The organism is Pelomonas margarita (assembly GCF_043555875.1).
Taxonomy (GTDB): Bacteria; Pseudomonadota; Gammaproteobacteria; order Burkholderiales; family Burkholderiaceae_C; genus Pelomonas; species Pelomonas margarita.
This window is the reverse complement of sequence record NZ_JBIGHW010000001.1, coordinates 728,716-741,896: the sequence shown is the minus strand read 5'-3', so window position 1 is coordinate 741,896 and position 13,181 is coordinate 728,716. Positions and strand designations below refer to the sequence as shown.

At 67.8% G+C, this 13,181-nt stretch carries 10 protein-coding genes; 2 read left to right on the top strand and 8 right to left on the bottom strand.

Annotation, left to right across the window (positions count from 1 at the left end; genetic code table 11):
• Window positions 1-4: 4 nt before the first annotated feature.
• The 7 genes from ACG0Z3_RS03265 to cyoA all read right to left on the bottom strand — a co-directional run bounded on the left by ACG0Z3_RS03265 (window position 5) and on the right by cyoA (window position 6,878).
• Window positions 5-568, bottom strand: coding sequence for a response regulator transcription factor (locus tag ACG0Z3_RS03265; protein WP_394395231.1), 564 nt, complete (start codon window positions 566-568; stop codon window positions 5-7).
• On the bottom strand, window positions 552-1,892 hold the full coding sequence (locus tag ACG0Z3_RS03260; protein WP_394395230.1) for an ATP-binding protein: 1,341 nt from the start codon (window positions 1,890-1,892) through the stop codon (window positions 552-554). The genes ACG0Z3_RS03265 and ACG0Z3_RS03260 overlap by 17 nt, the downstream gene beginning before the upstream one ends.
• A complete protein-coding gene (locus ACG0Z3_RS03255; protein ID WP_394395228.1) occupies window positions 1,889-2,602 on the bottom strand; it encodes an SURF1 family protein in 714 nt (237 codons plus the stop codon). The genes ACG0Z3_RS03260 and ACG0Z3_RS03255 overlap by 4 nt, the downstream gene beginning before the upstream one ends.
• A gap of 168 nt (window positions 2,603-2,770) precedes the next feature.
• Entirely contained in the window at window positions 2,771-3,154 is a 384-nt protein-coding gene (cyoD, locus tag ACG0Z3_RS03250; protein ID WP_394395226.1) for a cytochrome o ubiquinol oxidase subunit IV, read from the bottom strand.
• Window positions 3,154-3,774 carry a cytochrome o ubiquinol oxidase subunit III gene (gene cyoC / locus ACG0Z3_RS03245; RefSeq protein WP_394395224.1) on the bottom strand — a complete coding sequence of 207 codons (621 nt, stop codon included), beginning with the start codon at window positions 3,772-3,774 and terminating at the stop codon, window positions 3,154-3,156. The genes cyoD and cyoC overlap by 1 nt, the downstream gene beginning before the upstream one ends.
• 16 nt (window positions 3,775-3,790) lie before the next feature.
• A complete protein-coding gene (gene cyoB, locus ACG0Z3_RS03240; protein WP_394395222.1) occupies window positions 3,791-5,794 on the bottom strand; it encodes a cytochrome o ubiquinol oxidase subunit I in 2,004 nt (667 codons plus the stop codon).
• Between the two features lie 4 nt (window positions 5,795-5,798).
• Window positions 5,799-6,878, bottom strand: coding sequence for a ubiquinol oxidase subunit II (gene cyoA / locus ACG0Z3_RS03235; RefSeq protein WP_394395220.1), 1,080 nt, complete (start codon window positions 6,876-6,878; stop codon window positions 5,799-5,801).
• Between the two features lie 114 nt (window positions 6,879-6,992).
• Here cyoA and ACG0Z3_RS03230 point away from each other — a divergent pair, with 114 nt between their 5' ends.
• Window positions 6,993-8,324, top strand: a complete 1,332-nt coding sequence (locus ACG0Z3_RS03230) for an MFS transporter (RefSeq protein ID WP_394395218.1) — start codon at window positions 6,993-6,995, stop codon at window positions 8,322-8,324.
• A 70-nt stretch (window positions 8,325-8,394) separates the two neighbouring features.
• Complete coding sequence (locus tag ACG0Z3_RS03225) at window positions 8,395-9,084, top strand: glutathione S-transferase family protein (RefSeq protein WP_394395215.1); 690 nt, start codon at window positions 8,395-8,397, stop codon at window positions 9,082-9,084.
• On the opposite strand, the gene purL is transcribed toward ACG0Z3_RS03225, so the two are convergent.
• Window positions 9,081-13,058 (bottom strand): phosphoribosylformylglycinamidine synthase, encoded by a 3,978-nt coding sequence (purL, locus tag ACG0Z3_RS03220; RefSeq protein ID WP_394395212.1) that lies wholly within the window; start codon window positions 13,056-13,058, stop codon window positions 9,081-9,083. The genes ACG0Z3_RS03225 and purL overlap by 4 nt on opposite strands.
• Window positions 13,059-13,181: the final 123 nt, after the last annotated feature.

Sequence of the window (13,181 nt, the reverse complement as noted above, 5' to 3'; positions counted from 1 at the left end):
GCCATCACTTCACGCGCTGCTTCTCCAGCTTGCGTGCCAGCGTGCGGCGGTGCATGCCCAGGCGCCGGGCGGTCTCGCTGATGTTGAAGCCGGTCTCGGCCAGCATCTCGTGGATGCGCTCCCACTCCAGCGTCTTGATGCTGGCGGTCTGGCGCTCGGTGACCTCGACCTCGGCATCGCCCTGGCGGCGCGCGAAAGCGGCCTCGATGTCGTCGGTGTTGGCGGGCTTGGCGAGGTAGTGGCAGGCGCCCAGCTTGATGGCTTCCACGGCGGTGGCGATGCTGGCGTAACCGGTCAGCACGACGATGAGAACCTCCGGGTCCCAGCCATGCAGCGCCTGCACACAGGCCAGGCCCGACGCACCACCCGCGAGCTTGAGGTCAACGACGGCATGGCCCAGCTCCTCGTCGTCGGGCAGGCCATCCAGCAGCAGCCGCATGTCGTCCAGGCCGGTGGCCCGCAGCACGCGCCAGCCGCGGCGCTCGAAGGAGCGGGTCAGCGTGCGGGCGAAGCTATCGTCGTCTTCGACGATGAGCAGCAGGCGGTCTTCTTCAGCGGCTTGCGGCATAGGTCCGTGATTGTTGCGGCAGCAGAGAAGCCAGCGGCAGTGTGAGGGTGACCGCCGCACCGCCTTCGTCACGGTTGCGCGCCTCCAGCCGGCCGCCCAGCGTGCGCGCGACGTTGACGGACAGAAACAGCCCCATGCCACGGCCGGGCTGGCCCTTGCTGCTCTGGTAGGGCTCGCCGAAATGGGCGAGCTGGCCGTCGTCGAAGCCGGGGCCTTCGTCGAGCACGCTCAGGCTGAGCGTGTGCTCGTCGGGGTGAGTGGCGACCAGGGCCAGAGGCCGGCCGGGCGCGGCCTCGGCGGCGTTGTCCAGGAGGTTGCCGATGACCTGGGCCAGAGCGCTGTCGGCAATGATGTCCAGCGCGGGCAGCTCGCGGTCGCACACCAGGCGCAGCTCGGCACCGGGATGGGCCTGGCGCCAGCGCTGGGCGAGCGTATCGATGAACGCGCGCAGCGCGGTGAGTTGCGGGGCCTCGCCGCGCACCTCGCCGGCAGACATCAGGATGCCCGTGACGATGGCCTTGCAACGCAGGATCTGGCGCTGCATCTCCTCGATCTCCTCGCGCAGCTCGGGCTCCGCCGCGAAGGGGGCCATGTGAGCCCAGTCGCCGAGGATGACGCTGAGCGTGGCCAGCGGCGTGCCGAGCTCGTGGGCGGCGCCGCTGGCCAGCAGGCCCATGCGCACGATGTGGGTTTGTTCGGCGGCACGCTGGCGCAGCTCGGCCAGCTCGGCGTCCCGCTGACGCAGGTTGCGGTTGATGCGCACGATGAACACCGCCAGCAGGCCCACGTTGAGCAGGAAGCACAGCAGCAGGCCACCCAGGTAGTTGGGCGACAGGGTGGTGGGCGACGTCGGGTCCAGCAGCAGCGGGCGGTGCCACTGCGTGAGCGCCACGAATCCACACACCGTGCTCAGCACGATGGCCCACAGGTAGGCGGGCCGCAACAGCACCGACGCCACGGCCACCTGCAGCAGGTAGAGGTAGATGAAGGGGTTGTCGCTGCCGCCGGCGAGGTAGAGCTGGCCGGTCAGTACGCCGACGTCCACCAGCAGCGCAACGCACAAGGCCATCTGCGAAACCGGCTGCTCCAGCCGGTTGCGCCACTGGCTGAACAGGTTGAACGCCGTCAGCACGCCCAGCAGGCTAAGCATTTCGATCCAGGGCAGCGTGATGCCCAGCACCTGATGCACGACCAGCACGGTGGCCAGTTGCCCGCCCACGGCCAGCCAGCGCAGCTCGATGAGCTGGCGCAGGTTGGCGCGGCCGGCCCGGCGTTCGGGGGTCACGGCTTCGGCGACGGACGGCAGCGGGCGGACGGTGTTCAAGACGGGAGGCGGCGGCGCTCTTCGCGAACCAGGTAGACCACCGCAGCGGCGGCCATCACGGCGAGCGCCAACCAAGTAGCGGCGTAGACGGCGTGATTGTTGGCGAACCGCACGACAGTCAGGCCCGGGCGCGGCCAGCGCTGAGGTTGGGCGGGGTCGGCCGCCTCGTCAACGAAGAAAGGCGCGACGGTACCGCCCAGGCCCAGCTGCGCGGCGATGCCGGCGACATCGCGCGAGTACCAGCGGCCCTCGGCCGGCGCATTGGCACGCAAGGGGCCGCCGCTGGGCTCGGTCAGGCGCAGCAGGCCAATCAGCTCGACAGGGCCGGCCGGTGCCGCGTCGGGCGCGGGCTGGCGCTGCTGGGGCAACACGAATCCACGGTTGACGAGCACGGCACTGCCGTCGGGCAAGCGCAGCGGCGCCATGACCCAGTGGCCGCCGCCGAGCGCCGTGGTGGCCTGCACCAGCACTGCACCCGGCTCGAACTGACCGCGCAGCCGCAGGCGGCGGTACTCGTCGGCCTTGCCGATGGCCGACCACACGGCCGGGGTCGGTGGGCTGACCGGCTCGGCTTGCAGCCGCTGCTCCACGCGGTCAATCAAGTCCAGCTTCCAGCCCAGCCGCTGCAGCTGCCAGGCCGACAGCGCCGCGAATCCGAAGCCTGCACCGGCCGTGGCGACGATCAGCGCAAGGCGCGCGGCACGGATCATGTCAATCGCCTGCGGCTGGTGGCTGCGGGTGCGTTGCAGGGTTGTCGTGCCCTGGCCGTGTTGCCGCCTGATGGCCCGCTCCATGCTGACACCGAATGACAGCGCCGTGGGCGACGGGAATCGATGCCATCTGTGCGGGTGCTGTCAGTAGGGCGACCTGGGCGACGACTACATGTTGCGCATCGCCGCGGGGTCGGGCGTGGGCATCATGTTGGTGTTCATGTGGTACATGACCCAGACGGAGCCGGCGAACATGATGACCACCAGAGCGACCGTGAACAGCAGCGCGAGCATGGACCAGCCCTGCTCGACCTTGGCGTTCATGTGCAGGAAGTACACCATGTGCACGACCATCTGCACGGCGCCGAAGCCGAGGATGACAAGCGCGGTCGTCTGCGGGCTGGGCAGCACCTTGCCCATGACCAGCCAGAACGGGATGGCGGTCAGCAGGACCGACAGGATGAAGCCGACCGCATAGCCCTTCACGCTGACGTGGAAGTCCTCCTCGCCGTCGACGTGGTCGTCGTGATCGTGGTGGTGATTGGCCGCCATCACATGACTCCCATCAGATAGACAAAGGTGAACACACCGATCCAGACCACGTCCAGGAAGTGCCAGAACATCGACAGGCACATCAGGCGGCGGCGATTCGCGGCGATGAGGCCGTGCTTGTGCACCTGCACCATCAGCACGACCAGCCAGATGCAGCCGAAGGTGACGTGCAGGCCGTGCGTGCCGACCAGCGTGAAGAAGCTGGACAGGAAGGCGCTGCGAGCCGGGCCGGCGCCCTGGTGGATGAGGTGGTAGAACTCGTAGAGCTCGATGGCCAGGAAGCCCAGGCCCAGCACGCCGGTCACCGCCAGCCAGCCCAGCACCTGGGCCTTCTTGCGCGCCTGCATGCCCACCATGGCCATACCGTAGGTGATGGACGAGAACAGCAGCAGCGCGGTGTTGATGGCCACCAGCTGCAGGTCGAACAGGTCGGCACCCGACGGGCCAGCCGCGTAGTTGCGGCCCAGCACGGCGTACACGGCGAACAGCACCGCGAAGATGAGGCAGTCGCTCATCAGGTAGAGCCAGAAGCCCAGCATCGTGCTGTTGGGCGGATGGTGATGGCCGTCGTCGTAGAAGACGACCGGTGCACCGGTCGAGGCGGTCATGCTTGCGCTCATGGGGTTGCTCTGTCGATCAGGCCGCGGCGTCGAGCGCGCGGCTGCGCTGGTCTTCGCAGCGGGTCACGGCATCGGCCTTGATGTAGTAGTCGCGGCTGTAGTTGAAGGTGTGCACGATGGACGCGGCCACAGTGGCCACCAGCAGGCCCAGGGCGATCCAGTACATGTGCCACACCAGGGCGAAGCCCATCGCGGTGGCCAGCATCGCGATGACGAAGCCGGCGCCGGTGTTCTTGGGCATGTGGATGTCCACGAAGCCGCTGCGCGGGCGCTGGGCGCCGCGCTGCTTCATGTCGTGCCAGGCGTCCATCTCGTGCACGACGGGCGTGAACGCGAAGTTGTAGTCCGGCGGCGGCGACGAGGTGGACCACTCCAGCGTGCGGCCCTCCCAAATGTCGCCCGTCACATCGCGCAGTTCCTTGCGGCGCCAGATGCTGACGGCGATCTGCACCAGGAAGGCAGCAATGCCCACGGCAATGATGCCTGCACCGCAAGCCGCGATGACGAACCAGATCTGCAGCGACGGGTCGTCGAAGTGGCTGACGCGACGCGTGATGCCCATCAGGCCCAGCACGTACAGCGGCGTGAACGCGACCCAGAAGCCGATGAACCAGCACCAGAAGCTGACCTTGCCCCAGAAGGCGTCCAGGCGGAAGCCGAAGGCCTTGGGGAACCAGAAGTTGATGCCGGCGAACACGCCGAACACCACGCCGCCGATGATGACGTTGTGGAAGTGCGCGATCAGGAACAGACTGTTGTGCAGCACGAAGTCCGCCGCCGGCACGGCCAGCAGCACGCCGGTCATGCCGCCGATGACGAAGGTGACCATGAAGCCCACGGTCCACAGCATGGGAACCTCGAACTTGATGCGGCCGCGGTACATCGTGAACAGCCAGTTGAAGATCTTCGCCCCCGTCGGGATGGAGATGATCATCGTCGTGATGCCGAAGAAGCTGTTCACGCTGGCCCCCGAGCCCATCGTGAAGAAGTGGTGCAGCCACACGAGGTAGGACAGGATGGTGATGACGACCGTCGCATACACCATGGACGCATAGCCGAACAGCTTCTTGCGGCTGAAGGTGGACACCACCTCCGAGAACACGCCGAAGATCGGCAGGATCAGGATGTAGACCTCAGGGTGGCCCCAGATCCAGATCAGGTTCACGTACAGCATGGCGTTGCCGCCGAGGTCCGTCGTGAAGAAGTTGGTGGCGAGGTAGCGGTCGGCGGTCAGCAGCGCCAGCGTGGCGGCCAGCACCGGGAAGGTCGCGACGATCAGCACGTTGGTGCACAGCGACGTCCACGTGAAGACGGGCATCTTCATCAGCGTCATGCCGGGCGCGCGCATCTTGACGATGGTGGCGATCAGGTTGATGCCCGACAGCGTCGTTCCCACGCCGGCCACCTGCAGTGACCAAAGGTAGTAGTCCACGCCGGGGTCGGGGCTGGCCAGGATGCCCGACAGCGGCGGGAAGGCCAGCCAGCCGGTCTTGGCGAACTCTCCGACGAACAGCGAGATCATCACCAGGATGGCGCCGCCCGCCGTCATCCAGAAGCTGAAGTTGTTCAGGAACGGGAAGGCCACGTCGCGCGCGCCGATCTGCAGCGGCACCAGGTAATTCATGAAGCCCGTCACGAACGGCATCGCGACGAAGAAGATCATGATGACGCCGTGCGCCGTGAAGATCTGGTCATAGTGATGCGGCGGCAGGAAGCCTGCGTTGTCACCAAAGGCCATGGCCTGGTGGGCGCGCATCATGATCGCGTCGGCAAAGCCGCGCAGCAGCATGACCAAGCCCAGCAACATGTACATGATGCCGATCTTCTTGTGGTCGATGCTGGTGATCCAGTCATGCCACAAGGTGCCCCAGAGGCGGTACTTGGTGATCATGGCCAGCACGAACAGGCCGCCCAGCACGACGGCAGCGAAGGTGCCGATCAGGATGGGTTCGTGCAGCGGGAGGGCATGCAGGCCCAGCCGGCCCAGGACCGGGTGGAGCTCTTCGGGGTAGGCAATCATCGGCTTAGTTCTGCGGCGCGAGGGAGGTGGACAGCGCGGTTGTCTCCAGCGCCAGGCCCAACGGATTGACAGGGGTGCACAGCGCGGCCACGACGGTACGCTCACGCTTGACGCCATCCAGCGTCAACCACGGGCTACGCATCGTGCTGGCCATGCCGCCCTTGCCGGCACCGCCGGCGGCGTCGATGGCCATCATCTGGCTGGCGCACATCTTCTTGCCATCCACGCAGCGGTCCAGGATGGCGCTCCACAGGCCCGGCTCCACGCTGGCGTAGCGGCGCACGGCCTCCTTGGCGCTGGGCTGTTCGAGCTTGAGGTAGTCATCGCGGGTCAGCGCGCTGCCGCTGGCCTTGCTGGCCTCGACCCAGCGGGCGAAGTCGGCATCCGACAGGCCGTGGAACTTGAAGCGCATGTCTGAGAAGCCCGCGCCGCTGTAGTGGGCAGACAGGCCGTCATAGGCGCCCGCCTTGTTGATGACAGCGTGCAGCTGTGTCTCCATGCCCGGCATCGTGTAGATCATGCCGGCCAGCGCCGGCACGTAGAAGGTGTTCATCACCGTCGTGGAAGTCAGCCGGAAATGGATAGGCCGATCCACCGGCGCGGCCATCTCGTTGATCGTCGCGATGCCCTGCTCGGGATAGATGAACAGCCACTTCCAGTCAAGCGAGACGGCATACACCTCCAGCGGCTTGACGCCAGGCGCCAGCGGCTTGTCTTCCGAGATGCGGTCCAGCGGGCGGTACGGGTCCAGCTTGTGCGTGGTGATCCAAGTGATTGCCCCCAGCGCGATGATGATCAGCAGCGGCGCGCCCCAGATCACCAGCTCCAGCCGCGTCGAGTGATCCCAGTCGGGCGCATAGGTCGCCTCGGTGTTGGACTGCCGGTAGCGGTAGGCAAAGAACAACGTCAGCGCGATCACCGGGACGATGATCAGCAGCATCAGCAGCGTGGAGGTGACGATGAGCTGCGCCTGCTGTTGCGCGATGTCGCCATGGGGCTTCATCACGATCCAGTCACAACCGCACAAGGCGACGCTGGCCAGAACGGCAAGCGTGCGGGAAAGTAGGGGTTTGGTGGGATACATCCGGGCTTACGCGCGAGGGTTAACGATCTTGCACGTGGGGAACGAATGTACGTTGATTGAGGTAAATCAACGATTGGACATTTTGTCCTAGTCACCGACGGAGACAAGCCCGCCATGGCCACCGCAAGCAGTACCTTCCCCACTCCCAAGTCCGGCCCGCTGGGCACCCGCAGCGATGAAGACCTGGCCCCCGGCGACATCGCCGTGGGCGTCATCATCGGCCGGGCGTCCGAGTACTTCGACTTCTTCGTGTTCGGCATCGCCTCGGTGCTGGTGTTCCCGCAGGTCTTCTTCCCCTTCGTGGACCGGCTGACCGGCACGCTATTCGCGTTCCTGATCTTTGCGCTGGCCTTCGTCGTGCGCCCGCTGGGCACGCTGATCGGCATGGAGATCCAGCGCCGCTTCGGCCGCTCCGCCAAGCTCACCGTTGCACTGCTGCTGCTGGGCAGCTCCACCGTCGCCATGGGCCTGCTGCCCGGCTACGACACGGCAGGCACCACGGCCGTCGCGCTGCTGGCGCTGTGCCGCGTGGGCCAGGGTCTGGCCATGGGTGGCTCCTGGGACGGCCTGCCCTCGCTGCTGGCGCTGAACGCACCGCCGCAGCGTCGCGGCTGGTACGCCATGCTGGGCCAATTGGGCGCGCCGCTGGGCTTCTTCGTCGCCTCGGGCGTGTTCCTGTACGTCTACAGCAGCCTGGACCTGCGCGACTTCCTGTCCTGGGGCTGGCGCTTCCCGTTCTTCGCCGCCTTCGCGATCAACGTGGTGGCCTTGTTCGCGCGCCTGCGCCTGGTCGTCACGCACGAGTACGAAAAGCGCATGGAAGAGCATGAGCTGGACCCGGCCCACCTGCACCAGCTGCTGCCGGCCCAAGGCCACCACATCGTCATCGGTGCCTTCGCCGCGCTGGCCAGCTACGCCCTTTTCCACCTGGTGACCGTGTTCCCGCTGTCCTGGGTGGCCTTGTCCGACCCCGCCGGCATCGACGACTTCATGAAGATGGAGCTGCTGGGCGCCGCCTTTGCGGCCGTCGCCATGCCCATGTCGGGCCTGATCGCCGACAAGGTGGGCCGCCGCAACTTCCTGGGCTCCCTGGCCGTCGCGATCGGCCTGTTCGCCTTCGCGGCGCCGCTGATGCTGGGTGGCGGCAAGCCCGGCCAGGCCGCCTTCCTGCTGATCGGCTTTGTGCTGCTGGGCCTGTCCTACGGCCAGTCGGCCGGCTCGGTGACGTCCAACTTCCTGCCGCACTTCCGCTACACCGGCGCGGCGCTGACGGCCGACATGGCCTGGCTGCTGGGCGCCGCCTTCGCGCCGGTCATCGCGCTGTACCTGTCGTCCCGCTTCGGGCTGGGCTCGCTGACGGTGTACCTGCTGTCGGGCGCCGTCTGCACGCTGCTGGCGCTGCGCGTCAACAAGAAGTTGCAGACCGCCGCCGTCGTGCAGGACTGACCTTCTTCCTGCTGCCGGCAAGGCGGGCTGCGGCCCGCCTTTCTCGTTCTCCCGACACACAAGCCCCGCCATGCCCCTGACGCTGCACTACCACCCGCTGTCCTCTTCCTGCTGGAAGGTGCTGATCGCGCTGTACGAGAACGGCGAGCCCTTCCAGGCGGAGCTCGTCAACCTCGGCGACCCGCCAGCGCGCGCCGCCTACGCCGCGCTGTGGCCCACGGCCAAGATCCCGTTACTGGTGGACGGTGAGCGCGTCGTGCCGGAAACCTCGCTGCAGATCGAGTACCTGGACCGCCACCACCCGGGCCGCATCCGCCTGCTGCCGGAGAGTGTCGACGCCCAGTTCCAGGTGCGGCTGTGGGACCGCCTGTTCGACCTCTACGTGATGGACCCGATGCAGCGCTACATCGCGCAGCTGCTGCGCCCCGAGGCCCAGCGCGACCCGCTCGCGATGCAGGCCAGCGTCGACGGGCTGGGCATGGCCTACGACATGATCGAAAGCCGCCGGGGCGAGCACGCCTGGGCCGCAGGCGACGATTTCAGCCTCGCCGACTGCGCTGCCGCGCCGGCGCTGTTCTACGCCGCCATCGTGCGGCCGTTCTCGCCCGGGCACGTGCGGCTGGCCGCCTACTTCGAGCGGCTGCTGGCCCGGCCCTCGGTCTGGCGCTGCATCGTCGAGGCGCGCCCGGTGTTCCAGTACTACCCGCTGAAGCACGCGCTGCCCGCGCGCTTCCTGAGCGGCAACGGGTCCAGCGCTTAACCCAGCGCCTTGCGCGCGTTCTGGAACATACGCAACCACGGGCTGTGCAGCGCCCGGTCGCCCGAGGTCCAGCTCATCTGCACGTTGCGGAACACACGCTCCGGGTGCGGCATCAGCGCGGTGAAGCGGCCGTCGGCCGTCGTCACCGAGGTCAGACCGCCCGGGCTGCCGTTCGGGTTGAACGGATAGGCCTCGGTGGCCGCGCCGTGGTTGTCGACGAAGCGCATGGCCGCGATGGCCTTGGCGGCATCACCCTGGCGAGCGAAGTTCGCGAAACCCTCGCCATGCGCGACGGCGATGGGCAGCCGGCTGCCGGCCATGCCCTGGAAGAACACGCTCGGTGAGGCCAGCACCTCCACCATGGACAGGCGCGCCTCAAACTGCTCGCTCTGATTGCGCGTGAAGCGCGGCCAGGCGTCCGCGCCCGGGATGATGGGCGCGAGCGCCGCCAGCATCTGACAGCCGTTGCACACGCCCAGCGCCAGCGTGTCGGAGCGCGAGAAGAAGGCGCGGAACTGCTCGGCCAGCACCGGGTTGAACATGATGGAGCGCGCCCAGCCTTCGCCGGCACCCAGCGTGTCGCCGTAGCTGAAGCCGCCACAGGCGACGAAGGCCGCGAAACCGTCAAGCTTGACCGCGCCGGACTGCAGGTCGCTCATGTGCACGTCGAAGCTGTCAAAGCCGCCCAGCGACATCGCATAGGCCATCTCGACATGCGAGTTGACGCCCTGCTCGCGCAGGATGGCGACCTTCGGTCTAGCGCCGGTGGACACGAACGGCGAAGGAATGGATTCAGGCGTAAACGTCAGGTGGACGTGCATGCCCGGGTCGTCGGCACGGCCGGCGGCGGCATGCTCGGCGTCGGCGCCGGCCGGGTTGTCGCGCAGTTGCGCGATGCGCCAGCTCACCTCGTCCCAGGTCTGCTGCAGCACTGTCAAGTCGGCGCCGAAGATCTTCTTCGCGTCGCGCCAGACTTCCATCTGCCGGCTCGCATTCGGCTTGGCCACCACGTGCGAATGCTTGGACAGGCCATGCGCGCGCAGCACCTGCATGACGGCATCGCGGTCAGCGGCACGCACCTGGATCAGCGCGCCCAGTTCCTCGTTGAACAGCGCGCGCAGTGTCAGCTCGTCGCGGCGGCCGCTGACCTGCGCGGCCCAGTTCTTGGAGTCGCCGGTGTCGGCGCGGCTGTCGCTGATGCCGTCGCCTTCGGTGACCAGCATGTCGATGTTCAGGCTCAGGCCGGTCTGGCCGGCGAAGGCCATCTCGCAGGCCGCCGCCCACAGGCCGCCGTCGGAGCGGTCGTGATAGGCCAGCAGCTTGCCCGCGGCACGCAGTTCGTTGACGGCGTCGACCAGCGACACCAGCAACTGCGGGTCGTCCAGGTCCGGCACATCGGCGCCGAATTGGTTCAGCGTCTGCGCCAGGATGGAGCCGGCCATGCGGTGCTGGCCCTGGCCGAGGTCGATCAGGATGGCGCAGGAGTCCTCGCGCTGCCACTCGGGCGTGAGTGTGCCGCGCACGTCGGCGATGCTGGCGAAGGCCGTGACGATCAGCGATACCGGTGCGGTGACCTGCTTGTCGTCCCACTTCGTGCGCATCGACAGCGAATCCTTGCCCACCGGGATGGAGATGCCCAGTGCCGGGCACAGCTCCATGCCGACGGTCTTGACGGTGTCGAACAGCGCGGCGTCCTCACCGGCTTCGCCGCAGGCGGCCATCCAGTTGGCGCTGAGCTTCACTCTCGGCAGCTCGAACGGCGCGGCCAGCAGGTTGGTGATGGCCTCGGCCACGGCCATGCGGCCGGAGGCCGGCGCGTTGACGGCGGCCAGCGGCGTGCGCTCGCCCATGCTCATCGCCTCGCCGGCAAAGCCCTGGAAGTCGGCCAGCGTGACGGCACAGTCCGCCACCGGCACCTGCCAGGGGCCCACCATTTGGTCGCGGTGGTTCAGGCCGCCCACAGTGCGGTCGCCGATGGTGACGAGGAAGCGCTTGTTAGCGACCGTCGGGTGGCGCAGCACGTCGAAGGCTGCCGTCTCCAGCTTCACGCCGGTCAGGTCCAGCGCGCCGCCGTCGCGGGCCACGCGGGTCACGTTGCGGTGGGTCTTGGGCGGCTTACCGAGCAGCACGTCCATCGGCATGTCGATGGGGTGGTCGTCGCCGGCCAGGTCGTCGACGAGCTTGAGTTCACGCTCCTCCGTCGTCACGCCGACGACGGCGAACGGGCAGCGCTCGCGCTCGCAGAAAGCCGTGAACTGCGCCAAGCTCTCCGGCGCAATGGCCAGCACGTAGCGCTCCTGGCTCTCGTTGCACCAGATTTCCTTAGGGGCCAGGCCCGACTCTTCCAGCGGCACCTTGCGCAGGTCGAAGCGCGCCCCGCGGCCGGCATCATTCACCAGCTCGGGGAAGGCGTTGGAGATGCCGCCCGCGCCGACGTCATGGATGGCCAGCACCGGATTGTCGGCGCCCAGGCCCCAGCAGTGATTGATGACTTCCTGGGCGCGACGCTCGATTTCGGGGTTGCCGCGCTGCACGGAGTCGAAGTCCAGATCGGCCGTGTTCGTGCCCGCCGCCATCGACGACGCGGCGCCGCCGCCCATGCCGATGCGCATGCCGGGGCCGCCGAGCTGGATCAGCAGCGTGCCAGCGGGAAACTCGATCTTCTTGGTCAGGTCCGCACGGATGGTGCCCAGGCCGCCGGCGATCATGATGGGCTTGTGATAGCCGCGGCGCACGCCGGCCACCGTCTGCTCGAACACGCGGAAATAGCCCGCCAGGTTCGGGCGGCCGAACTCGTTGTTGAACGCGGCACCGCCCAGCGGGCCGTCGATCATGATCTGCAGCGCGCTGGCGATGTGGGCCGGCTTGCCGACTGGGTTCTGCTCCCAGGGCTCGCTGAGGCCCGGCAGGTGCAGGTTGGACACCGAGAAGCCCGTCAGGCCCGCCTTGGGCTTGGAGCCACGGCCAGTGGCGCCCTCGTCACGGATCTCGCCACCCGCGCCGGTGGACGCGCCCGGGTGGGGCGAGATGGCCGTCGGGTGGTTGTGCGTCTCCACCTTCATCAGCACCTGGGCCTGCTCGGCGCGGGCCACGTAGGCCGCGCCGGCCGTGGGTGCCGGCATCCAACGCTGGATGGCATGGCCTTCCATGATGGCCGCGTTGTCCGAGTAAGCAACCACCGTGTGCTGCGGGTTCAGCTTCTCGGTGTTGCGGATCATGCCGAACAGGGACAGCGGCTGCGCCTCGCCGTCCACCGTGAAACTCGCGTTGAAGATCTTGTGCCGGCAGTGCTCGCTGTTGGCCTGCGCGAACATCATCAGCTCGACGTCGCTGGGGTTGCGGCCCAGCTTCTTGAAGTTGGTTTCCAGGTAATCGATCTCATCGCCCGACAGCGCCAGGCCGAACTCGACGTTGGCCTGCTCCAGCGCGGTGCGGCCGGCGCCCAGCACGTCCACATGGGCCCGCGGCTCGGCGGTGCGTTCGTCGAACAGGTGTTTCGTGTCCTCGCGGCTGAAACAGGCCGACTCGGTCATGCGGTCGTGCAGCAGCGCGGCGCAGGCGTTCAGTTCTTCAGCCGTCAGCGGCTTGGTGCCGCCCAGGCCCAGCAGGCCGCTCTTGGTGGCAATGCGGTACTCGACGACGCGCTCCACACGCTTGAGCACCAGGCCGCAGTTGCGGGCGATGTCGGTCGCCTTGGACGCCCAGGGGCTGACCGTGCCAAAGCGCGGCGTGACGACCACCAGGTCACCGGCGGCGTCGGCCACGGCCGGCTCGCCGTACGTGAGCAACGCGGCGAAGCGCTCGCGCGTGGCGGCGTCCAGTGGCGCCTCCGTCCAGACCCAATGCACCGCCCGCGCGCTGATGCCGGTGATGCGGGCACTGACCTGTTGCAGCGCGGCCAGCAAGGCCTGGGCGCGGAAGTCGGACAAGGCGTTGCCGCCCTCGAAATGGGTCAGTTGCGGGGTCTGGGCCATGGGATCCGGGGAGGCTGGGCGCGGGGGGCCGCGCGGTTCTCTGGAAGGCACGCGCCCTGGGGCAAGCGGCGGCGTGCGAAAGCACGGGATTCTACTGAGAGCAGCTCCCCCGTCGCACGCCGA

Bases quoted from the DNA above. Each gene is read 5' to 3' on its own strand.
- cyoD (WP_394395226.1), bottom strand. From the start codon at position 3,154: ATGGCGGCCAATCACCACCACGATCACGACGACCACGTCGACGGCGAG.
- ACG0Z3_RS03255 (WP_394395228.1), bottom strand. From the start codon at position 2,602: ATGATCCGTGCCGCGCGCCTTGCGCTGATCGTCGCCACGGCCGGTGCA.
- purL (WP_394395212.1), bottom strand. From the start codon at position 13,058: ATGGCCCAGACCCCGCAACTGACCCATTTCGAGGGCGGCAACGCCTTG.
- ACG0Z3_RS03265 (WP_394395231.1), bottom strand. From the start codon at position 568: ATGCCGCAAGCCGCTGAAGAAGACCGCCTGCTGCTCATCGTCGAAGAC.
- cyoB (WP_394395222.1), bottom strand. From the start codon at position 5,794: ATGATTGCCTACCCCGAAGAGCTCCACCCGGTCCTGGGCCGGCTGGGC.
- cyoC (WP_394395224.1), bottom strand. From the start codon at position 3,774: ATGAGCGCAAGCATGACCGCCTCGACCGGTGCACCGGTCGTCTTCTAC.
- ACG0Z3_RS03230 (WP_394395218.1), top strand. From the start codon at position 6,993: ATGGCCACCGCAAGCAGTACCTTCCCCACTCCCAAGTCCGGCCCGCTG.
- ACG0Z3_RS03225 (WP_394395215.1), top strand. From the start codon at position 8,395: ATGCCCCTGACGCTGCACTACCACCCGCTGTCCTCTTCCTGCTGGAAG.
- cyoA (WP_394395220.1), bottom strand. From the start codon at position 6,878: ATGTATCCCACCAAACCCCTACTTTCCCGCACGCTTGCCGTTCTGGCC.